This window comes from uncultured Arcticibacterium sp. (assembly GCF_964021845.1).
In the GTDB taxonomy this organism is placed as follows: domain Bacteria; phylum Bacteroidota; class Bacteroidia; order Cytophagales; family Spirosomataceae; genus Arcticibacterium.
Genome location: NZ_CAXHZC010000005.1, coordinates 113510 through 135492 on the forward strand (window position 1 = coordinate 113510; position 21983 = coordinate 135492).

23 protein-coding genes and 2 tRNA genes are annotated in these 21983 nt (G+C 36.4%); 10 read left to right on the forward strand and 15 right to left on the reverse strand.

What is annotated here, in order from left to right:
• The first annotated feature begins 159 nt into the window (after positions 1-159).
• Positions 160-1443, forward strand: coding sequence for a citrate synthase (locus AADJ06_RS15020; RefSeq protein WP_341227297.1), 1284 nt, complete (start codon positions 160-162; stop codon positions 1441-1443).
• Positions 1444-1592: 149 nt separating this feature from the next.
• On the opposite strand, the gene AADJ06_RS15025 is transcribed toward AADJ06_RS15020, so the two are convergent.
• Positions 1593-1922 carry a LytTR family DNA-binding domain-containing protein gene (locus AADJ06_RS15025; protein ID WP_341227298.1) on the reverse strand — a complete coding sequence of 110 codons (330 nt, stop codon included), beginning with the start codon at positions 1920-1922 and terminating at the stop codon, positions 1593-1595.
• A gap of 188 nt (positions 1923-2110) precedes the next feature.
• Here AADJ06_RS15025 and AADJ06_RS15030 point away from each other — a divergent pair, with 188 nt between their 5' ends.
• A complete protein-coding gene (locus AADJ06_RS15030; protein WP_341227299.1) occupies positions 2111-3025 on the forward strand; it encodes an ATP-binding cassette domain-containing protein in 915 nt (304 codons plus the stop codon).
• Between the two features lie 5 nt (positions 3026-3030).
• A complete protein-coding gene (locus AADJ06_RS15035; protein ID WP_341227300.1) occupies positions 3031-4371 on the forward strand; it encodes an ABC transporter permease in 1341 nt (446 codons plus the stop codon).
• Positions 4372-4444: 73 nt separating this feature from the next.
• Here the strand turns inward: AADJ06_RS15035 and AADJ06_RS15040 are convergent, their stop codons facing one another.
• Positions 4445-5167 carry a DUF6503 family protein gene (locus AADJ06_RS15040; protein WP_341227301.1) on the reverse strand — a complete coding sequence of 241 codons (723 nt, stop codon included), beginning with the start codon at positions 5165-5167 and terminating at the stop codon, positions 4445-4447.
• Positions 5168-5392: 225 nt separating this feature from the next.
• On the opposite strand from AADJ06_RS15040, the gene AADJ06_RS15045 reads away from it, so the two are divergent.
• The 3 genes from AADJ06_RS15045 to AADJ06_RS15055 are packed head-to-tail and all read left to right on the forward strand — an operon-like array spanning position 5393 to position 7091.
• Positions 5393-5980 (forward strand): Crp/Fnr family transcriptional regulator, encoded by a 588-nt coding sequence (locus AADJ06_RS15045; RefSeq protein ID WP_341227302.1) that lies wholly within the window; start codon positions 5393-5395, stop codon positions 5978-5980.
• 51 nt (positions 5981-6031) lie between these two features.
• On the forward strand, positions 6032-6370 hold the full coding sequence (locus AADJ06_RS15050; protein ID WP_341227303.1) for a darcynin family protein: 339 nt from the start codon (positions 6032-6034) through the stop codon (positions 6368-6370).
• Positions 6357-7091, forward strand: a complete 735-nt coding sequence (locus AADJ06_RS15055) for an SDR family NAD(P)-dependent oxidoreductase (protein ID WP_341227304.1) — start codon at positions 6357-6359, stop codon at positions 7089-7091. The genes AADJ06_RS15050 and AADJ06_RS15055 overlap by 14 nt, the downstream gene beginning before the upstream one ends.
• On the opposite strand, the gene AADJ06_RS15060 is transcribed toward AADJ06_RS15055, so the two are convergent.
• From AADJ06_RS15060 to AADJ06_RS15100, 9 genes are all read right to left on the reverse strand, one after another.
• Positions 7088-7747, reverse strand: a complete 660-nt coding sequence (locus AADJ06_RS15060; protein WP_341227305.1) for a peptidoglycan DD-metalloendopeptidase family protein — start codon at positions 7745-7747, stop codon at positions 7088-7090. The two genes, AADJ06_RS15055 and AADJ06_RS15060, sit on opposite strands and share 4 nt — an antisense overlap.
• A gap of 26 nt (positions 7748-7773) precedes the next feature.
• Positions 7774-8229 carry a GNAT family N-acetyltransferase gene (locus AADJ06_RS15065; RefSeq protein WP_341227306.1) on the reverse strand — a complete coding sequence of 152 codons (456 nt, stop codon included), beginning with the start codon at positions 8227-8229 and terminating at the stop codon, positions 7774-7776.
• A gap of 6 nt (positions 8230-8235) precedes the next feature.
• Complete coding sequence (locus AADJ06_RS15070) at positions 8236-8817, reverse strand: hypothetical protein (protein WP_341227307.1); 582 nt, start codon at positions 8815-8817, stop codon at positions 8236-8238.
• Between the two features lie 87 nt (positions 8818-8904).
• Positions 8905-9324, reverse strand: a complete 420-nt coding sequence (locus AADJ06_RS15075) for an energy transducer TonB (RefSeq protein WP_341227308.1) — start codon at positions 9322-9324, stop codon at positions 8905-8907.
• 25 nt (positions 9325-9349) lie between these two features.
• Positions 9350-10087, reverse strand: a complete 738-nt coding sequence (locus AADJ06_RS15080) for a GLPGLI family protein (RefSeq protein WP_341227309.1) — start codon at positions 10085-10087, stop codon at positions 9350-9352.
• Between the two features lie 8 nt (positions 10088-10095).
• Entirely contained in the window at positions 10096-12918 is a 2823-nt protein-coding gene (locus AADJ06_RS15085) for a TonB-dependent receptor (RefSeq protein WP_341227310.1), read from the reverse strand.
• A 134-nt stretch (positions 12919-13052) separates the two neighbouring features.
• Positions 13053-14483, reverse strand: coding sequence for a M56 family metallopeptidase (locus AADJ06_RS15090; protein ID WP_341227311.1), 1431 nt, complete (start codon positions 14481-14483; stop codon positions 13053-13055).
• Between the two features lie 190 nt (positions 14484-14673).
• On the reverse strand, positions 14674-15894 hold the full coding sequence (locus tag AADJ06_RS15095; protein WP_341227312.1) for a TonB family protein: 1221 nt from the start codon (positions 15892-15894) through the stop codon (positions 14674-14676).
• 37 nt (positions 15895-15931) lie between these two features.
• Positions 15932-16300 carry a BlaI/MecI/CopY family transcriptional regulator gene (locus tag AADJ06_RS15100; protein ID WP_341227313.1) on the reverse strand — a complete coding sequence of 123 codons (369 nt, stop codon included), beginning with the start codon at positions 16298-16300 and terminating at the stop codon, positions 15932-15934.
• Positions 16301-16511: 211 nt separating this feature from the next.
• On the opposite strand from AADJ06_RS15100, the gene AADJ06_RS15105 reads away from it, so the two are divergent.
• The gene (locus AADJ06_RS15105; RefSeq protein ID WP_341227314.1) at positions 16512-17966 is read left to right on the forward strand and encodes a peptide MFS transporter; all 1455 of its coding nucleotides are present in this window, start codon (positions 16512-16514) and stop codon (positions 17964-17966) included.
• Positions 17967-18005: 39 nt separating this feature from the next.
• Here AADJ06_RS15105 and AADJ06_RS15110 read toward each other — a convergent pair whose 3' ends face one another.
• Entirely contained in the window at positions 18006-18344 is a 339-nt protein-coding gene (locus AADJ06_RS15110; RefSeq protein WP_341227315.1) for a translation initiation factor, read from the reverse strand.
• Positions 18341-19210: a diacylglycerol kinase family protein gene (locus tag AADJ06_RS15115; RefSeq protein ID WP_341227316.1), complete on the reverse strand. Its 870-nt coding sequence runs from the start codon at positions 19208-19210 to the stop codon at positions 18341-18343. Before AADJ06_RS15115 ends, AADJ06_RS15110 begins: the two co-directional genes overlap by 4 nt.
• A gap of 45 nt (positions 19211-19255) precedes the next feature.
• On the opposite strand from AADJ06_RS15115, the gene AADJ06_RS15120 reads away from it, so the two are divergent.
• Positions 19256-19675 (forward strand): MaoC family dehydratase, encoded by a 420-nt coding sequence (locus tag AADJ06_RS15120; RefSeq protein ID WP_341227317.1) that lies wholly within the window; start codon positions 19256-19258, stop codon positions 19673-19675.
• Between the two features lie 76 nt (positions 19676-19751).
• Here the strand turns inward: AADJ06_RS15120 and AADJ06_RS15125 are convergent, their stop codons facing one another.
• Both AADJ06_RS15125 and AADJ06_RS15130 read right to left on the reverse strand, forming a co-directional pair.
• Entirely contained in the window at positions 19752-19931 is a 180-nt protein-coding gene (locus AADJ06_RS15125) for a histone H1 (RefSeq protein WP_341227318.1), read from the reverse strand.
• A 163-nt stretch (positions 19932-20094) separates the two neighbouring features.
• Positions 20095-21357 carry a pyridoxal phosphate-dependent aminotransferase family protein gene (locus tag AADJ06_RS15130; RefSeq protein ID WP_341227319.1) on the reverse strand — a complete coding sequence of 421 codons (1263 nt, stop codon included), beginning with the start codon at positions 21355-21357 and terminating at the stop codon, positions 20095-20097.
• Between the two features lie 335 nt (positions 21358-21692).
• Between AADJ06_RS15130 and AADJ06_RS15135 the strand changes: the two genes are divergently transcribed.
• Together AADJ06_RS15135 and AADJ06_RS15140 are read left to right on the forward strand one after the other, a co-directional pair.
• Positions 21693-21780, forward strand: a tRNA-Ser gene (locus AADJ06_RS15135).
• Positions 21781-21828: 48 nt separating this feature from the next.
• Positions 21829-21903, forward strand: a tRNA-Pro gene (locus AADJ06_RS15140).
• Positions 21904-21983: the final 80 nt, after the last annotated feature.

The following is a 21983-nucleotide window of genomic DNA, read 5'->3' on the forward strand; positions in this document are numbered from 1 at the left end:
ATTTCAACAAGATTCCTAGTGCTGTCTATATTTTTGAGAAAAAGTAGGAAAATCTCCTACACAAATTAAGTTTATACTTCAAATTATGCTGTTTATTTATTAAATTCGCAGCCTGATTTATGATTATCGAATTCATTTTTTTATAAAGAAAAACGCATAATGGCCGAAACTGCTAAGCTAATTTTAGGAGACAAAGAGTACGAATTTCCTGTATATACGGGCACCGAAAATGAAAGTGCCATAGATATTTCAAAGTTGAGAGGGCAATCTGGTTATGTAACTTTAGATTTAGGTTACAAAAACACAGGAGCCACCACTTCAGATATTACATTTTTAGATGGAGAGAAAGGTATTTTAAGATACCGCGGATATTCAATCGAAGAATTAGCTGATAAAGCAGATTTCTTAGGAGTTTCTTACCTATTGATATATGGTGAGCTTCCTAATCAAACTCAATACGACGAGTTTGTTCATGAAATTACCCACCATACAATGGTGAATGAAGACATGAGAAAAATATTTGACGGCTTCCCGGTTAATGCACACCCAATGGGCATTATGTCTTCATTGGTTAGTGCTATGAGTGGTTTCTATCCAGAGTCTTACGGAAGTAATAACGATAAGGATGCAGACCTTCATATTATAAGATTAATGGCTAAGTTGCCTACTTTGGCTACTTGGTGTTACAAAAAGTCTCAAGGGCACCCAATTAACTACCCGAAGAATAAATTAGACTATTGTTCTAACTTCCTTCATATGATGTTCGGCTTACCAGTTGAAGATTATGAGATAAATCCAGTAGTAGCTAAGGCTCTTAATAAATTATTGATTCTTCATGCTGACCATGAGCAAAACTGTTCTACTTCTACAGTAAGACTAGTAGGCTCTTCTCAAGCAAACTTATATTCTTCTATTTCTGCTGGTATTTCTGCCCTTTGGGGGCCACTTCATGGTGGAGCTAACCAGGCGGTAATTGAAATGCTAGAAGCTATTAAAGCTGATGGTGGAGGAGTTCAAAAATACCTTGACAAAGCAAAAGACAAAGAAGATCCTTTCAGATTGATGGGCTTTGGACACAGAGTTTATAAAAACTTTGACCCAAGAGCTAGAATTATCAAAAAAGCAGCTGACGAAGTGTTAGAAGCTTTAGGAATTGATGATCCAATTTTAGATATCGCTAGAGGTTTAGAAGAAGCGGCACTTAATGATGAGTATTTCATCAAAAGAAAGCTTTATCCTAATGTTGATTTTTACTCAGGTATCATTTACAGAGCATTGGGTATTCCTGTTAACATGTTTACAGTAATGTTTGCCATTGGTCGTCTTCCAGGTTGGATAGCACAATGGAAAGAACTTCGTGAGGCTGGGCAGCCAATTGGCCGTCCGCGTCAGATTTATACAGGTCCTAAAGAAAGAGCCTTTGTTGATATTGCAGATAGATAATATTTGAGCATAGAGTTCAACAAAAAAGCTTTCAAGTTAATTACTTGAAAGCTTTTTTTATGGTCTTTTAGTCAGAAGGTTAAAAACAAAAAAAGAGCAACCAAACGGGTCACTCTTCTTATTTTCTCATTTATCTAAGGTTCAAGTATTTAAGCTCGAGAACGCACAGCATCTAAAAAAGCATCTTTCCTTCTTCTGCTAATCTCTGCGTTTAAATTATTTATTAATCTAACCGTTTTTGTTCCACCATTCATCTGAATGCTGGCAATATGGTCTAGATTTATCATGTATGACTTATGTGTTCTGAAGAAAGAAAAGTGAGTAAAAGTTTTCTCCATTTCCTTTAATGTTTTAGAGATAATTATTTGCTCTCCGTCTTCTAAAGAAATCTCAGTATAATTGGCGTCTGCTTTCAAACGAACAATTTGACTTGGTTTCACATGTCTTTTGCCTATTAATCGTATTTCTGATGTCATCATTGTAAGTCTATGGAAAGTTTCTGGTCGAATTATACTTTAATGACTCAAACTGATGAAGAATGGTTGTAAGCGGATACAAAAAAAGTTAAAATTCCGATTAAATCATTTTCTCTCCTTTTATCCCACATACTTTAAATGCTAATGAAACCTTAACTATTTTTGAGTAGATAACCACAAAATAAAAGCACGTGAGTAATATTTTAGATATTCGGCACATAGTTAAAAATTATGCCAACCATTTAGCCTTAGATGATGTAAGCATTTCCATACCAAAAGGAATCATCTTTGGACTTTTGGGACCCAATGGTGCCGGAAAAACATCATTAATTAGAATTGTTAATCAAATTACCGCTCCAGATTCTGGTGAAGTGTTGATTGATGGTGAGCCATTATCAGAGAAACATATTTATGATATAGGTTACCTACCAGAGGAGCGTGGTTTATATAAAAAAATGAAAGTTGGCGAACATCTTCTTTATTTAGCAAGGCTTAAGGGGCTGTCAAAGTCCGAGGCCATGGATAAGCTAAAGGAGTGGTTTGTCAAGTTTGATATAAAAACATGGTGGGATAAGCCAGTAGAAGACCTTTCAAAGGGGATGCAGCAGAAAATACAGTTTGTAGCTACGGTTTTGCACAAACCTAAATTGTTGATTTTAGATGAACCTTTTAGTGGTTTTGACCCTATCAATGCCAATATTATTAAAGACGAAATTCTAGAATTAAGAAAAGAAGGGAGTACCATTATTTTTTCAACACACCGCATGGAGTCTGTGGAAGAATTATGTGATAATGTGGCTCTTATAAATAATTCAAGAAAGATTTTAGATGGCTCAAAAGAGGCTTTGAAAGAGCAATTTAAGACCAATACTTTCGAAATAAATTATTTTGGCGAGCTTAAGCCCAATGAGAGTCTTTATAGTATAGTGAGTGCTGAGGATGGTGTGTCAGGTGAAAAAAGAGGTCAAATTAGGCTTCATGAAGGAGTATCTACCAATGCCATGATTAGTAATCTTATTAATCAAGTGGAGTTAAAAGGTTTTAATGAGAAGATACCTTCCATGAATGATGTTTTTATTGCTGCCGTAAACGGTCAAAAATCTTAAGGAAAATGAAGAATATTTTACTGATAATTCAAAGAGAATATCTAACGCGAGTTAAAAAGAAGAGTTTTATTTTATTGACATTACTGGTTCCTCTTCTAGTTTTTGGAATGTATGCCGGCATAATCTATGCCGCTCTAAGTGGTACAGACCAAAAGAGCATTGCGGTTATTGATGATAGTGGTTTGTTTATTGAGAAGATTGAAGATAATAAAGAATATACTTTTACTTACAGCACTGAAGACCTAGAAACGGCCAAGGGTGGTTTTGTGGAAGAAGGGACAGACGCTTTGGTATATATTCCGGAAGACATTCTAGATAATTCCAAAGGGGTTAAAATATATGCTGAAAATGGAATCTCTTTTGAGCTTCAGCAAAAAATAGAGAGTAGTATAGAAAGGGAAATTGAAAATATTAAATTGTCTGAAGCTGGAATAGCAAGGTCCGTTTTAAGAGATGCCAAAATAAATGTAGGTTCTGAAACTATCAGCATTAAAGAAGGAGAGGAAAAAACAAGTAGTTCAGGAGGTGCCACGGCCATTGGCTTTATCTCTGCTTTTCTTATTTATATGTCAATATTCATCTATGGCGTGCAAGTAATGCGTGGTGTGATGGAAGAGAAAACTAGCCGAATAGTGGAGGTTATTATCTCATCCGTAAAACCTTTTCAGCTTATGATTGGTAAAATTATAGGTGTGGCTTTGGTAGGACTCACGCAGTTTACCCTGTGGATTGTTCTGGTGTTGAGTTTAATGACAGTGGCTGGTAAGTTTATGACATCCAAGATGGATAATGTTTCTACTGTGGCTACATCTCAAATGCAAAGTTTACCGCCAGAAGCAAGAGAGGCTGTGGAGCAACAAATGGAAGGTAATGCGGCCGCCAGTCAGGTTATGCCAGATGTGATGAATGCCATCAATGCTCTGCCTATAGCCACCATTATTATCTCCTTCTTGTTTTATTTCTTGGGCGGTTATCTCCTTTATAGCTCGTTATTTGGAGCCGTAGGTTCTGCAGTGGATGGCGAGACAGACACCCAGCAGTTTGTTTTGCCCATAACACTTCCCATTATCGCCGCTTTTATAATGGCCCAGTTTGTTATAAAAGATCCGCATGGTCCTTTGGCATTCTGGGGCTCTATGATACCATTTACATCACCTATTCTCATGATGGTGCGTATTCCTTTTGGTGTACCGGTTTGGGAAATAGTACTTTCAATATCCTTGCTAATTGGAGGCTTTATTTTCACCACCTGGATAGCTTCTAGGATTTACCGTGTAGGTATTTTAATGTATGGCAAAAAAGTTACATGGAAAGAACTTTCAAAATGGCTTTTCTATAAGGCTTAAAAGGACTCATTCATTTATAAACAAACAAGGCGAATCATGAGATTCGCCTCGTTTGTTATAGACTAAATTGAGATTAAATGTTTTCAGTAAGGCCACCCTCCGGAACTTCAAAAATGCTATTATCAGGAATAGACTTTAAGAATTTATAGTCAGAGAAAACTCTTTGGTAATTAACGTTTTCTTCGCCCATTACACCGTCTTTCCATGCAAAGTTCCTCATGCTACCTGGCATCTTAATACCATCTACTTCTTGCCAATCAGAATAAACCTTAGCACTATTAATTCCTGCGTTTTCTTTGTCAAAAAACGACACAGAATAAGTAAGGATTTCTAAAAGAGAGGTGCTAGGGTCAATGTATAAATAGTAAACATCTTCTGGTGTCAAGCCTATTTCAGAGCCAAAAGTGACTTTTAAGGTTTCGTATGCTTTTTCATTGATAGTAGTTTCACCATCATAAAAAACATTGACACCATTGTCTTTCAAGACAAAAGGAATGGCTGCGAAATAGAAATCAAGGTTATAGTAAAATGCTGCCGATTTTCCAGGGACTTTTTCTGCGTTTGGTAAAGACCAAGCCACTTTACCATCAAAACCAATCTCAAAATCATCAGATTTTGTATAAGTACGTCTATCTTGTAATTGAGTTATTTGATAAAGGTTTTTTCCGGCATTAGCTAGGTTGTAAGACAAGCCTTCAAAACTATTCCAGGTATCTAATCCGCCATGGGCAGCTATGGTTTTATCCAAAAGTTCTTGTCCGGCTATTTCTTCTGGACTAAGATTTTTTTCTTGCATTTGTTCATTTTGACAAGACAATATGGCAAGTGTGAATATTGAAAATAGGACTGTTTTGATTGAAGTTAACATCTGGTTTCAGGAATAAATTGTTAAAAGAATAAGAACGATTTATATGTGTCAAAAGATTTACTAGAGGAGGCTTAAATAGACGAATCTTGTTTTCCTGATAATTAATGTTTGGAAACTATTATATTCACATCAATTTGATTGAGAAATAGGCAGATGAAACTTAAAATGCATGTTTTAGAACCATTATTCCAGTTTGTTAATAATATCTCGCCTATATCAAGGGAAACGAAGAAAATGCTTGAAAGTATCTTTAAGCAGAAGCACCTGAAAAAAGGAGAAGTTTTTATTGACGCTGGTGTCTATGCTAGAGAAATGGGTTTTCTAAAGTCAGGGATTTTAAGAGCATTTTATAGAACAGATGACGGAAAAGAGTATAATAAACACTTTTTTATAGAGCCATGTTTTATTGGTGGTTATGCTTCTTTTATCTCAGGCCAGCCAAATCAAATTATTCAGGAAGCATTAACAGATTGTGAGGTTTGGGTGGCTGATTATGCTAAATTGACCAGTCTATATGATAGTCACCCTGATTTAGAAAGGATGTCTAGAAAGTTGGCAGAGCATTTTTTTGTTCAAAAGGAAAAACGTGAGGTAGAAATTGTGCTCTTAGATGCTGATAAACGATATGCCATTTTTCAAAAACAATTTCCAGACTTAGAGCAGCAAATACCTCAATATCACATAGCTTCCTATTTGGGAATTACCCCAACACAACTGAGTAGAATAAGAAAACAAAAGTGATTTCTTAACATATGTAAATGTGTGGATTTTTTGAAGGGCTGATATTGCAGCATGAAAAAGAAATACACTGTCCTTATTTTGTACAGAGCTACTCATCTTTGGCTCGGATTGACACGTGAAGAGCGGTCAATTATTTTTGATAAGGAGTTAGCTCCTTTATTAACTAAGTATAATAAAAGTCTTAATGTTCGCTTTTTTGATAGCGAAGCCTTTCATGCCCATACGTCGGATTTTATCATAGTAGAAACTGCTGACCTAAACCAATACTATTATTTCATGGAACACTTGAGAGATACTTCTCTTTTTGGGAAACCATATATTGAACTAAATAATATAATAATGGGCCTTGAAGATGGTTTTAAGGATTTCGAATCGAATGAGATTAAGTAATAACAAGGTTCTCATAACGGGTGGAAGTAAAGGGATTGGCCTTGCTTTAGCAAAGAGGTTTTTAGCTCTAGATAACACGGTAATTATAGCAGCACGTAAGCTAGAAGACCTTAAAAGGGTCAAAGCGGAATGTCCTGAAATAGTAATTTATCAAACAGATTTAGGTAGAAGAGAGGATTTAGAAGGCTTGTCAAATTTTATAAAAAAAGAACACGCTGACACTAATGTGCTTATCAATAATGCTGGAATACAGTTTAATTATAGCTTTTTAAAAGAGCATGATTTATCGCAAAAAATAGATGAAGAGTTGGCGATTAACCTTTCGGCTCCAATGCATTTAACAGCTAACTTGCTTTCTCTTTTAGAGTCAAACGATAATTCGGCTATAGTGAATATTAGTTCTGTGCTGGGCATGGTGCCAAAGGCAGGTGCACCAGTATACTGTAGCTCAAAGGCTGGCTTACATATTTTTACTAAATCAATAAGATATCAGCTGAAAAATACAAAGGTTTTTGAGGTGATTCCACCTTTGGTAGATACCAGTATGACCAAAGGTAGAGGAAAGGGTAAAATGTCTCCTGAGATGCTGGTAGAAGCCTTTATTAAGAGTTTTGAAAAGGATAGGTTTGAGATTAGTTTGGGTAAGGTAAAATTACTTCGTTTCCTTCAAAGAGTAAGTCCGAAACTGGCAGATAAAATTATGCATGGTTCGGCAGATTAGGCTTCATTCAGGCCAAGAAACGGGTAGGGGTTAAGACAGATAGATTTATAATGCTCTAGCTCTGACGAAGAACATACGCCAGGAAAATCTCCTGAGCGGCCTTCCATAGAATTCATTACCTGAAAATGCAGGTGAGGCGGCCAATTGCCATTTTCAGGATAGTTGCCAATTTCTGCAAAGTGCTCTCCTTTTTTTATCACCTTTCTGTTTTGCAGTCCTTTTAAAGATTCTATAGAAAGGTGGCCAAACAGGTAAAAGACTTGGTCAGCCATTGATTTTAGAATGATGGTAGGGCCATAGTCTCCGTTTTGATCATTGTTTTGATAACTATGAATGGTACAGTTTTCAGGGCAAAAAATAGGGGAGTAGGCTTTCATCCAAATGTCAGCCCCCAAATGATGCGAACGTTGCTCTGTGCCTTGGAAATGTGTTCTTTGGTCATAAACTACTCTGTTTTCTAACCATCCGCCAATGCCCATTTTGACATTAGCAGCCGCCAATTTGTCAAAAACGTAAGCATTGAAGTTTTCAATATCCTCAAAATTTACGGAATCAAGCTTTTTGTTTTCTTTGCTGAAATCTAAAGATATATATTGACTAGAAACTAGGTCATAAGGCGTAATACTAGCGTACATGTTTTCTATAATTTGAATCACAAAGATTCAAAAGAAGTTATGATATCTTAAAGCAATTTCTGCATTTTAATATCTGACCTTGCATAAAGGCTGCTGTCAAGCGGTATTTCTTCAAAACCCGCTTTTTTATAGAGTGAAATTGCCGGTTTTAGAATAGAGTTGGTGTAAAGTATGAGTTTTTTTGCTCTTAATATTTCAGCATGAGTTAGGGCATGTAAAAGGATTTGTTTCCCTATTCCTTTACCTTGAATGGCTTCATTAACGGCCATTTTCCCTAATTCATAAGTGTGCTCATCCACTTTTAAAAGTGAAACCGTGCCTACTGTTTGGCCATTATAATTTGCCAGGAAAATATAGCCTCCTTTATCAAGTATTTCCGTTTCGGGGTTATTTAGTTGGATGACATCTTTTGGCTCTAAGTAGAAATATTTCTCTAGCCAGGCGATATTCAGGTCTTTGAAAAAGACTTTATTTTCAGCGTTTAACTGGGTGATTTTCAACATAAGAGCTTAGTCTTTTTTTGTCCCAGTTAAGACATTAACACCTGCGGAAAGAGGATTTCCAGAAGAACGCCTAAAACTTACTACTTGGCCAGTGTGCCATAGGGCATCGGCTATCGGACCATTTATCAAATTCCATAAGGGATATTCTGTGTTGCCTTTTTCATTCGCAAAAATCATTTTTTCTTGCTCGGGAGAAAGAGGATGAGAACTTAAGTATATAGAGGCGTCTTTGAGGTCTTGGAGTGTTTTCTCTCTAACAGATTTAAAATCTTTAGGAATGACTCTGTTGGAGAAATTCGTGGACTGCCCCAGTGCCGTGTTTTTTGTAATATCTGTAAGCCCACAAATATGCTGAAGTGTTTCTAGCGTAGTTCTTGACTCGGGATTTGGCTTGAAATCTAAATCATTGTCTTCCAGTCCTGAAGTAGCCCAATAATACCTAAAGCCTAATGCATCCACCATTCTAGCTAGCATATTAGCACTTGAAAAGGTTTCTGGAGCTTCAGGGATATTATAGAAATAAGCTTCTTTTTGGGCAAAAGAATTTTGGAATGTAAGGCACATAAGAAGTATAAAGAGTTTTTTCATGAAAGCAATTTAGTGTTAGCTATTCGAAAGGACAGCAAGTCTTATGTTTTTGTTGCTTTGAGGTCAAAGTTGGAAGTCTGATTCTAACTATTCAAGGCAAATAGAAATAGGCATTGTAAAATATGAATTTACAGGTTTATCATTTTGGTATGCTGGTTTCCATTTTGGCATAAGTTCTAAGACACGGATTAGTTCTTTGTCCAACCCAAAACCAATTCCCTTTATTACTTGAATGTCATCAATAGTACCATTCTTTTTTACCACAAATTTGACAAATTGACGACCGCCGATATTTGCCTTTTCCGCATTGGAAGGATATTTGAAATTTTTATATATGAAACCATATAGTTCCGAAGTTCCACCATGGTACTCGGCTGGTGTTTCGGGGGCAGTATATATATTCTCTTTTGATTTATCAAGTATAGCGTTTGGTATACTAGTCTGGGCATAAGTATTTATTATGCTTAATAGAACAAGAGAGAAAGTTAAGTAGAATATAGATTTCATTTTGTTAATAGTTATGAAACTAGCTCTAATATCGCATTGCCCAATATGGGTTATTTTGTGCTGCTGTGCTAGTTTTTATATGTTCCATAATTTTAACATTCAAATCATTTAGACTTATAACTTTACCCTTCATTTTCTTAGGAAGTTTTACTTCCATAGGTTCATCAAAAAGCTCTAATTTATCTGCTTCTATAATTACATTTCCATTATTAATATCTAGACCTAATATTAAACCTGGTAGCCCATAACATAATTCTGGGCCCATAGAAACTGGAATGTCTGCCGCAAACCATGCTACAATTTCTTGTTTTTTGACGGTGTCGGTTCTTATGGCTTTCATGCATAAATGGCCTTGAATTTCTTTGAGGTCATTCATGATACGCCATTGTTGGTTTGGCATACTTTCTTCTATTAAGTAGCTCTTGCCAAGTGTTTCTCTTAGTTCAACTATAGTTTTGTTTTCGAAATTTCGATAAATAACAAAATCTTCTTCTCGTTGAGCGTAGCGAACTACTTCGTCGGAAGTGCCATAGGTATAAAGACTTTCACTTGGATTGAAGATTAAATCCATATTAGTAGAAGTGCTCTCCTCTTTACCCCACACCAGTTGAATCCTGTCCTTTTCTTTTTGGCTTAAAAAGGGTAGCTCTTGATATATTTTTATCCAATTAAAAGTGTGTTTATACTGCACTTTACCAGACCTTTTTTGAGCGAAGGTGGTAGTGCTTGATAAGAGTAAAAATAGAATGATTAGCTTTTTCATGTTTGGGTTTAGCGTCTTGTTATTTTATCGGAAACTCCTCTCATATTATAAGTAAAACTAAGCATAAAGTATCTGGAGAGCGTTTGTACTTCTCTTGTTGAAATAAAATTTTGACTGGCGTATTGACTTATGCCCAAGTTCTTTTTGAAAATATCGTAGGCAGATAGTCTAAGTTCGGCCTTTTTCTTTTCTCCGAATAGTTTATAAACTGACATGTTGAGTATTGGTACTTTTTGGTCAAAGCCTAATCTTTCATTGGTGTAAATTCTATAATTCAAATTTGAGTTCCAAAAGAAATCTTTTGGGAGTTTAATATTCATTTCACCATTATAGTAATTACTTACTATTTTCAAATCCTGTTGATTATTTATGGAGTAAGATGTATTTCCTACACTCCAGTTTGCGTAGCCATAAAATGTAAACCAATCTACAGGGGTAAGGCTTAAACGTCCACCGAGGCTATATCTAGAAGAGTTTGTTTCGTTCAAAACCTCGTTTATGTTAGCCAAATAAGTGCTATAGCTAATATTGGCATTAAAGTTCATTGTTGCCTTGGTCTTCTTTATTGGGAAACCAAAGTATACGTAAGAACCTACAGATGAACCGCCAGTAATATTAATAGGTTTGGTAGAGGTTATAAAGGTTTCAGGGTCAATGTTTTGATTGTAGATAATTTGATTGACATTATAATTGTAATTCGCTCCGATATTTAGATTGACAAAGTTTACTGGATTGTACATATAAAAGCTACCGTTCACCCGATGCGTAACAGCTGGTAGTAAATCAGGATTACCTTCTCTAATATATAGCGGATTACTATTGTCTACTATAGGTTGAAGGTCATTGGTAGAGGGGGCATCCACTCCCATAGTGTAATTTAGATAAAAGTTTTTATTATTTCTAAGTCGCAATGAAAGGGCAGAATAAGGCGTCCAGACTTGATAATCTTTGTTTACTAAACCGTTTCCAGATAAAGTAGGAGGACCTGTCAATTTGCCGTCTATGTTGTAAAACACACGAGCCAAACCTGAGGTGAAGTTTAGGCCTTTATGACTATACCGCACACTTGTTCCTACTCGGTTGTAAAGAATTTCATTATCATATAATCTTGTCAAATTAAGGTTTTGCTCGTCGGGTTTGTCAGGAAATTTATCAGTAACATCTCTGTCAACCTCAGAACCGCTCAAACTGAAGTTATAAAAAGTTTCCCATGCAAACCTCTTTGCAAATGGTTCAATCCAGAGTAAACTTGATTTTATTTCGTCCGCTTTATTCAATGTAGCATTTATTTGATTTATAGACTTTATGATGTCATTAGGGTCTGTGCTGGAATAAAATTCATTGATAGATTGCTGAACATCTTCAGAATCAATATAACTCATGTTATAGGCTCCACTCACTGAGAAATTCCTACCTTTCTTCATAAACTTATGTCTGAAAAGTAAGGTGGGTGAGAAGGCGTAAGAAAGCCTATCTGAGGTGTTTTTGATGTCAGATTGATTAGCCTTAAAGCCATCAGACTTGAAAATCTCTTGTAAAGAGAGGTAGTCAACTTCCCTGTTTCCTATTCTTCCATTTCCAATAAAGGTTATCGTGTTGAGAGAATCTAATTCTTTTTGTCCTCTTAGACTTACTCGGTGGGTGCCATTAAAGTTGTTTTGATTGCTTTGGTCAGTAGTTTTGTTTGATAGACTGTTGGTAATAAAGTTTTGCCTGTTTTGGAATGCGTCTAAGGTTTGAGAACTTTGATTGTAAAAGTAGTTGGCACTGATTTCATCTTTCTTGTGGTTGTAATTATAGTTAATTCCACCAGCGGCATTTTTTGAAAAACCATCTCCGTTTTCACCTCCTACAGGAATAGAAAAACTATCGTCGTCAGCATTGAAAAAGCTGTTATATCGTAGGCTTCGTCTAAATCCAAAGTCTGCATCATCTCCCCAGTTAAATGAGTTGGAACCTTTAAATTCTTGATAATCTTCATAAGACATACCCGTTTGGTTTACGTTGTTCCCAAATCCTAATATCGAGAACTGGTTTTTAGAATCAAATTTATTATAGTTTCCGCTCGCCATAGCTCTGGAGTCTGTTCCAATACCCGCCGTGATTTTACCAAAACCTCCTTTTTTTGCTTCTTCTTTAAGTTCTAGGTTCACTGTTTTCTCTGTATTTCCGTCATCTATTCCAGTAAGTTTTGATGCTTCTGACTTATCATCAAAAACTTGTACTTTTTTGATTACATCTGCTTGTAAGTTCTTAGTGGCCATTTTGGTATCGCCACCGAAAAACCTTTTTCCGTCTACGGTTACTTTTTGTACGGTTTCACCCTGTGCTCTTAGGTTACCATCTTGGTCCACTTCCATACCGGGAAGTTTTCTTAATAAATCTTCTACAGACGAACCTGGTGGAACTTTGAATTTACTGGCGTCATATTCTATGGTGTCTCCTTTAATGCTAATTGGGGCTTTGGCAGTTTTAACCACCACTTCATAAAGTTCTTTGGAAATGGGTTTAAGTAGTATTTGACCAAGGTTAATATCTTTACTCTCACCAGGCTGTACAAGCATTTGATGAGGAAGGTAACTTATGTAAGTAGCCTTTACCAAATAGTCTCTTGAAGGAAGGTTTTTAAAAGAAAATGCTCCATCGTCATCAGAGAGCGTGTAGGTGACTAAGGCCGAATCTTCAGGCATCAATAGCAACACAGAAGCAAAGCTTAATACGTTGTTGGAACTATCAATTAGACTTCCGCTAATGTTTATACGACTAGATTGAGCTTTTGAGAATGTACAAGCAAAGCATAAAGCTATGCATAGCAAAGTTGTGTTTTTCATGGAAAGGAGTGCTTGGGTTGATTTCGTTGTATAAATATAACAAACTGATTAATAGGTAGCATACCTATTAATCAATTTTAACATTTGTTTACACTTTGTAAAGTGTTAATAGGGGTTATGTGGAGTTAGTGAATTTACTTCATTATGATTTCTACTACACCATGAGGTGTTTTACCATATTTGTCTATGGCATCTTGTTCTTCCAATACAGTAAGGGTGTTAACATTATTCATGTTTAATTTCTTGACGGCCTCTAAACTTGTTAACTTATTGTCAACATAGTATAATGGAGTGCCCTTTTTGATGGAAGGAGGAGGAGGAGGGGTTTGGCTGGTTTCAACTTCCTTTTCTAATTCGAAAAAGAAAGGCATTGTGAAATAAACATTAACAGGCTTTCCATTCTGAGTCCCTGGTTTCCAGGTCGGCATCGTCTCCAAAACTGATAAGGCAGCTTCATCGCAACCGAATCCAAGACCTTTTAATATGGTAGCATCACCCACTGTTCCATCTTTTCTTACCACAAATTTGACAAATACTCGACCTTCAATGCCAGCTCTTTGAGCTGTAGCGGGATAAATTATTTCTCTACTAATGTGTCGATAGAGCTCTTGGGTTCCACCTGGGAATTCAGGACTGTTTTCAACTGCGGTAAAAATCTGACCTTCTGTTTCTGAGCTTTTTTTTCCATAACCTACTACCACGGTTTCATTTAAATCAGTACTAGGTTGTAATTTAGAGTCATTGTCTACACAGGCGGTGGCCAATACCAACATTCCCAAAAATAGGGGGGCAGTAAAGCCATACTTTAATAAAGCCTTTTTCTTGGATTTTTCTTTTGATAACATCATGATGCGTGTTTTTAGGATTGATTTATTATAAAAATGATTAACTAATACGTTGGAGTTTGTTTTAAAATGCGAGCTTACTAGCACTTGTGCATAGGCTTTTTTAGAGCCCAATTGTTCTGATGCTTTGGCGTCTGCTATGTACTCATGCACTAGTTTTATCTCCTTTTGCATGAAATGTGCTATTGGGTTAAACCAGCAGAGTGCTCCTAATAACTCAAACCAAAAAACATCTAAAGAGTGAAACTCCTTACTATGTACTTCTTCATGATTTTTTATGACATCATAGTGGTCTAGTTTCTTGTCAATGAATATTTTACCAAAAACCGAAAAAGCCTGCCCGTCTATGTTACTAAGGCTAAAAAGCTGCTGAAGTTTAAGCAGACCAATGCTAAACCGTAATAAACCAAAACCAAAACCCAAGAAATAGATGTTGGCAAGCAATAGATTCCAGTCCCAAGTAGGAGTCTCTGCTAGGTTTGTCACGGTGAAACCTGCTAAAGGAATTGTTTTAACCACCGTAGAAACTTGTGCGGTAACCGCCCAAGACTGGATAATACCAGATTGCCAGAATGGGATGGAGAAAGACAAAATAGAGGCAGTCAATAAGTAAAACCTATTAGCATTATAAAAAGTCTCCTTTCGCAGTAACAACCAGTAAAAGCCGAAAGTGACGATTAGGTATAGATTGACCTGCAATATGTATGTTATCCAGTTCATAGGCTTTACTATATGAGTTATTCTGTACGACTTTTTGCGAATGATTTAGTGTTGTGATTGCCTCAATAAGCTTGATTAGCTCATATTTTTTTTGATATCTATTTCCTAAATATCAACAGAGCCAGACTTAAAATAGCTTTAAGTTTATTTATCGTTATTGGATATAGCGAGTTTAGTTTGCCATAAACTATTATTCTAATTGGTAGAAAATAGGCATTGTGAAGTAAGTATTTACGCGTTTGCCGTTTTGAATCCCTGGCTTCCATAATGGCATGGCTTCAATCACTCTCAAGGCTTCTTTATCACAACCAAAGCCTATTCCTTTTAGTACTTCAGCATCGCCAATGGAACCATCTTTTTTTACCACAAATTTGACGAATACCTTACCAGAGATATTGGCTCTATGAGCGGCCTCAGGATATTTAATTTCTTGACTAATAAATTGATACATTTCAGAGACTCCCCCAGGAAATTCAGGGTTAATTTCTACAGAATTAAAAACTTGACCTTCGATTACTGATTTTTTTTGTAAAGGGCTTATTACTCCTGTATCATTTGAATCTTTAGTTGGCTGAAGTGTTGAGTCATCGTCTACACAGGCGGTGGCCAATACCAACATTCCCAAAAATAGGGGGGCAGTAAAGCCATACTTTAATAAAGCCTTTTTCTTGGATTTTTCTTTTGATAACATCATGATGCGTGTTTTTAGGATTGATTTATTATAAAAATGATTAACTAATACGTTGGAGTTTGTTTTAAAATGCGAGCTTACTAGCACTTGTGCATAGGCTTTTTTAGAGCCCAATTGTTCTGATGCTTTGGCGTCTGCTATGTATTCATGCACGAGTTTTATCTCCTTTTGCATGATATGAGCAATCGGATTAAACCAGCAGAGTGCTCCTAATAACTCAAACCAGAAAACATCTAAAGAGTGGAACTCCTTACTATGTACTTCTTCATGGTTTTTTATGACATCATAGTGATCTAATTTCTTGTCAATGAATATTTTACCAAAAACCGAAAAAGCCTGCCCATCTAAATTACTAAGGCTAAAAAGCTGCTGAAGTTTAAGCAGACCAATGCTAAATCTTAATAAACCAAAGCCAAAACCCAAGAAATAGATGTTGGCAAGCAATAGATTCCAGTCCCAAGTAGGAGTCTCTGCTAGGTTTGTCACGGTGAAACCTGCTAAAGGAATTGTTTTAACCACCGTAGAAACTTGTGCGGTAACCGCCCAAGACTGGATAATGCCAGACTGCCAGAAGGGAATAGCGAAAGACAAAATAGAAGCGGTCAATAAGTAAAACCTATTAGCATTATAGAAAGTCTCCTTTCGCAGGAGCAACCAGTAAAAGCCGAAAGTGACAATTAGGTATAGGTTGACCTGCAGTATGTATGTTATCCAGTTCATATGTATGCATTAATAGGTTTTGACTTTAAAGAATGCTTTAGTCTTTCATTTTCTCAATAAGCTTCATTAGTTCATCGGCTTCTTTGATATCTATTTTCTGTTCTTCCACAAAATAAGAGACCATCTGGCCCACACTACCATTAAAATAGCTCTGCATAAGTTTATTAGATGCAAATTTTCGGTATTGGTCTTTACTCACTAAAGGAAAGTATTCATAAGTTTTACCGTAGGCCAAATGGTCTACAAAACCTTTCTGTTCTAAAATCCTTATGATAGTTGATACAGTGTTATACGCTGGTTTGGGTACAGGCAAACGTGCAATTACGTCTTTCACAAAGGCCTTTTCCAAGGTCCAGAGTTGCTGCATTATTTCTTCTTCTGCTTTTGTAAGTTCTCTTAATTCCATAATGGTTTTTGTTTATCGATATTCGAATGTATAACTAATTTTGTAGTTTACAAACTAAGTTGTTAGTTATTTTTACTTTTCAATTAAACAGATAGGGTACAAAGTTTTCTTTTGCTAAAGTCAGCTATAACAATATGCTCTGGGGAAGCGATAAGTAAAAACAATAGAAATTTTCACTATTTTTGAACAAAAACAAACTAACCTATAATATATGTCAACAAGCGAGAAAAGCCTTTTTGGGCATCCTAAAGGATTGTACGTCCTGTTTTTTACCGAGATGTGGGAGCGATTTAGCTACTACGGTATGCGGGCCATTCTCTTTTTATATTTAACAAAAAGTGCAAGTGAAGGAGCTTTAGGCTTGCCTGAGGATACGGCAGGAGCCGTTTATGGCCTTTATGCAGCTTCAGTTTATTTACTTACACTTCCTGGTGGATGGATTGCCGATAATATTCTCGGTCAGAAAAAAGCTATATGGTGGGGGGGGATCTGTATCATGATTGGTCATGGAATACTTGCTTTACCCGCTAGTCCTTCCGTTTTCTTTTTAGGTTTGGCATTTGTAGCTGTAGGAACAGGATTGCTGAAAGCTAATATTTCTTCTATAGTAGGAGAGTTATACCCAGAAGGTGGGGCCAAAAGAGATGCGGCTTTTAGCATTTTTTACTTAGGAATTAATCTTGGTTCTTTCCTTGGGATGTTTATAGTAGGTTATTTGGGAGAGAAAGTAGGCTGGCATTATGGTTTTGGAGCTGCTGCATTTGCAATGTTTTTTGGTCTAATAAACTTTAGAGTCAATGGGAAATATCTGCAAAATGTAGGGGAGAAACCACTCAAGAAATCTTCTTATACTTATTTATATGTAGTTATTGGCTTATTAGCAATAGCTGCAATTTCTGTTACGTCAGGGATGCTGGATAGTATTCAACTGGCTAATTCTATGAAATACATTATTTCAGGAATTACAATGGCGTATTTCTTTTATATTGGATTCTTAGATAAGTCTTTAACTATCATTGAAAGAAAGAGGGTAGGAGTTTTATTTATATTATTTGTAGCGATAGCGATATTTTGGTCTGGTTTTGAGCAGGCCGCTACCACCTTTACCATTTTTGCCGACAGGCATACAGACCGTGATTTATTTGGTTGGGAGTTGCCAGCTTCATGGTTTCAAAATGCCAATTCATTCTTTATTCTAGTCTTTTCAGCACCTTTTGCAGCTCTTTGGATATGGTTAAATAAAAGAAACCTTAATCCGAATGTGCCCTTAAAGTTTGGCTTAGGTCTTATTCAGTTGGGTCTTGGTTTCTTAGTGATGTATTTTGCTGCACAGAAAATACTTGATGGTTCATTGGCAGGAATGGGCTGGTTAACTTTTACTTACCTTCTTCATTCTTTAGGTGAGCTTTGTATAAGTCCGGTAGGATTGAGTTCGTACACAAAACTTGCACCTAAAAAATACTATAGCCAAATGATGGGACTATGGTTTGTAGGGGCCTCATTGGGTAATTTAATTGCCGGTCTATTTGCTGGAAACTTTGATGAGGGCAATGTAGATGCCATGCCAGACTTGTTTATGCAATTCTGTATGTATGGTGCTGCCGCAGGATTATTAATGATTCTCTTTCAGAAACAGATTAGAAAGTGGATGGGAGGGGTCGACTAATACCAATAATAAGTTATGTTTAAAGAAAAAGCGGGAGGGTTAACCTCCCGCTTTTTTTGCGGCATAGCCTTCGGCAATTAGTAGTGTCACCACTTTCTCTCTGTGGTCGCCTTGAATCAGTATTTCACCATTTTTTACGGCTCCACCTGTGCCGCAGGCACTTTGGAGTTTCTTTTTTAAAACGGCTAAATCAAAATCATTTCCTTCCCAGTCGGCTACTCGTGTAACCACTTTGTTTCCGCCTTTTCTATCTAGCCAAACTTTAAGTTTCTGGCTGTCTTTATCTGTTTTAAAAAGGCCGGAGTTGTCATCTTCGTATTTATAATCTGGATTCGTGGAGTAAACCACCCCACTTCTTTTCTTGTTTTTATTACTCATATCTTTATTTTTAAGGATTTAGGCTTTATTTCTACCTTAATTTCTTTGCTTTCTAATTGCATAGGTTCACCATCATAATGAATAAGGGCTGGCTCTTGCAATTTAATAACAAATGATTTTCTCCTATAATATTCCACGTACTTAGAAGTTTCAATTTTACCACTAAATAGTTTTTGAGTCAAGCCCAACCCTGCAGTTTTAGGATGCTCTTTAATGATGCAACAGTCTAAAAGACCATCTGTAACACTGGCAGTAGGGGTAATAAAGGCGTTGTTGCCATATTGTGATGCATTACCAAAAGTAATTGAGAACACTTTATGTGAAGTTCCATCTAGTTGAATTTGGAGTGGTTTATACTGGAAATAGGAACTAAGGCTTGCCCTAACGTAGTTTTTAAAGCCTCGCCCCTCCATCTTTCCAAACTTTTCTGCTCCATAAGCATCAAAACCCAAACCAGCGGTACATAAAAAAGGAATACCGTTTATGAGTCCGGTATCTATATCAATAACCTTTCCTTGATTAATTCTTTCTACACATGATTTCTCATTTTCAAAGACGCCTAAATGCCTAGCTAAACCATTTCCAGAACCCTTTGATATTAAATTAAGTACCACATCTGTTCCAATCAATTGGCTAGCAACTTCATTTATGGTGCCGTCTCCACCCACAGCCACCACTTCCTTTATGCCTTTCTTAAGGTAGGATTGAACTATTTCTTGTGCATGAAGTGGTCTTTTCGTGTATACGATGATGGCATTAGATTTCTCAGCTGATAGGTGAGATTTAATGCTATTTTCGAGGGAGCTTTTTTTTCTATCCGTTCCCGAATTCGGATTAATTACAAAAAGTATGTCTTGTTTTGACAATTTTGATAGGCTAATTTTGCTCAAGAAATTTTAACAATAATAAGAATGGAATCTAAGAAAATCCCAGTAGGGTCCGAATATAAATTTATTTTTAGCTTTAATCAGCAGCAAGTGAATGATTTTGCTGAACTAACTGGTGATCATAATCCTATTCATACTGACCCAGAATACGCCGCCCAATCTCGTTTTGGTAAATGTATCATTCATGGTCATTTAGGTAGCAGTGTTTTTACTCGTTTTTTAGGAATGAATGAGCCGGGTGGTCCTGGTTCTATCTATTTAAAGCAAGAAACGGAGTACCTAAGGCCAATGTTTGTGGATAAAGAATACGAAGTGGTTTTTAAGGTGATGAATATCCGTGAGGGTAAGCATATTGCTGAAATAGCTACTGAAGTTTACGACCCTGAAACGAAGAAAATAACCATTAGAGGTACTGGAACCTTGAAAAATACGGAATTGTACTAAACTATGTACAAAAAAGAAGTTCCGAAGCATTGCTTCGGAACTTCTTGAATTTCGTTGTAAGATTCACTTGTGCGAATTACATTCCAGAGTTTTTCATCTCTTGTACTTCACTTCTTGTAGCTTTAGCAAATACAGCTAAGTCTTGCATTCCTTTTCTTACTCTTGTGCCAGCAGCTTTGTTTTTCTTGTCATAAAACTTGTCAAAATCATCTTGCATAGATGCTACTAAATCCGATAGTTCCTGAAATTTACTCATAGAAAAAAGGGTTATTTTTTGTTATAATTAAGTTTAACTGAACGCAAGATATGCTAATTCTCTAATAATTCTAAGATTTAATAGAAAAAAAGTAATAAATAAATGCCCTCTCATTGAATGAGAGGGCATTTATTGGATTTATCTCTATACGAAAGACTGGTATTTAAGCACCAACTTTTGCTTGTTCTGCATAAGCTCCAGCCTTCAATTTGCTTTGAACTTCTTCAAAACATTTCATTGTATATTCTACATCTTCTAAGGTATGAGATGCCGTAGGAATAATTCTTAATAATATTACACCTTTAGGTACCACAGGGTATACTATAATGGAGCAGAACACATTCATGTTTTCTCTCATGTCTCTAATTAGATTAGTGACAATTCCTAAATTATAGTCTCCATGTAGAAAAACAGGTGTTACACAGCTTTCTGTCACGCCAATATCAAAACCTCTTTCTTTAAAGCCATTTTGAAGTGCTCTTACCACCGTCCAAAGGTTTTCTTTAAACTGAGGGTTCTCTTTTATTAATTGAAGACGCTTTAATGCTCCCTTGACAAAAGCCATTGGTAAAGCCTTAGCGTAAGTTTGAGAACGCATGTTGTACTTGAGGTACATGATAATATCATGGTCAGCTGCTACAAAAGCTCCAATCATGGCCATAGACTTGGCAAAAGTAGAAAAGTGGATATCAACACCGTCTTGAACACCATGATGTTCAGGTACTCCAGAGCCAGTTTTTCCCATTGTTCCAAATCCATGAGCATCATCTACTAATAATCTGAATTGGAATTTTTCTTTAAAGGCCACTATCTTGTCCAAAGAACCTACAGCCCCTGACATTCCAAAAACCCCTTCAGTAACTACAAGTATACCACCACCTTGCTCTTCTGCTATTTTGGTAGCACGAATAAGATTTTTTTCAAGGCTTTCCATGTCGTTATGCTTAAAGGTGTATGTTTTACCACCTTTAGCTCTATGAAGACGAACGCCGTCTATTAAGCATGCATGACTTTCGGCATCATAAACTACTACATCCCTAGAATCTACCATAGCTTCTACAGCAGACATTACGCCTTGATAGCCATAATTTAAAAGAAAGGCGTCTTCCTTTCCTACGTATTCGGCCAGTTGTTTTTCTAATTCTTCATGAAGGTCTGTGTTACCTGTCATCATTCTAGCTCCCATCGGGTAAGCTAAACCTGTTTCGGCAGCCGCTTCTGCATCTGCTTTTAGTACTTCTGGATGGTTAGCTAATCCTAAATAATCATTTAAAGACCAGTTAAGCATTCTAGTGCCACCAAAATTCATATATGGTCCAAGAGGGCCAGTAAGTTTAGGAAATGAATAATAGTGGTGAGAGTAATGGGCTTCCGAGCCAATCGGTCCCATATTATTTACAACTTTTTCAAAGATATCTTTTATCATTAACCTTTGGTTTTAGAGTTAATTTATTTTTTGCCCAAATGGGGCTTATATAAAAAGGTTCACAAATTTAAGGATTTAAATTGAATTTTGAAATTATACTATTCTAAGAAATGTGACCACTATTGATTTATTTTATTGCATTATACTCATAAAAGACTGTCTTAGGGTAATATAGGTAATTATGATGGCAAAAAATCATTGTTTTCGTAATTCATTGAAAAAGAGGATGTAATGTTTTGAGTGAATAAATAATTGAAAAAAAACTACACTTTTTTCAATTTCTATTTGATTTCTAAAAAACAATTGCTGTATATTTGCACTCCGTTTCGGACAAAGGAGGGATGGGTGAGTGGCTGAAACCAGTAGTTTGCTAAACTGCCGTACCTCTAAAGGGTACCGCGGGTTCGAATCCCGCTCCCTCCGCACGTTGTTTTTGACAATTTATTTTGTCGCTTGTGTGTTCGGAATTTTCGGGGTGTAGCGTAGCCCGGTCATCGCGTCTGCTTTGGGAGCAGAAGGTCGCAAGTTCGAATCTTGCCACCCCGACAAAAAGCCTGAGAGAAATCTCGGGCTTTTTTTATGTCCCAACTTTTGTTTTTTAGTCTTCATTTGAGCGGATGCGTAGA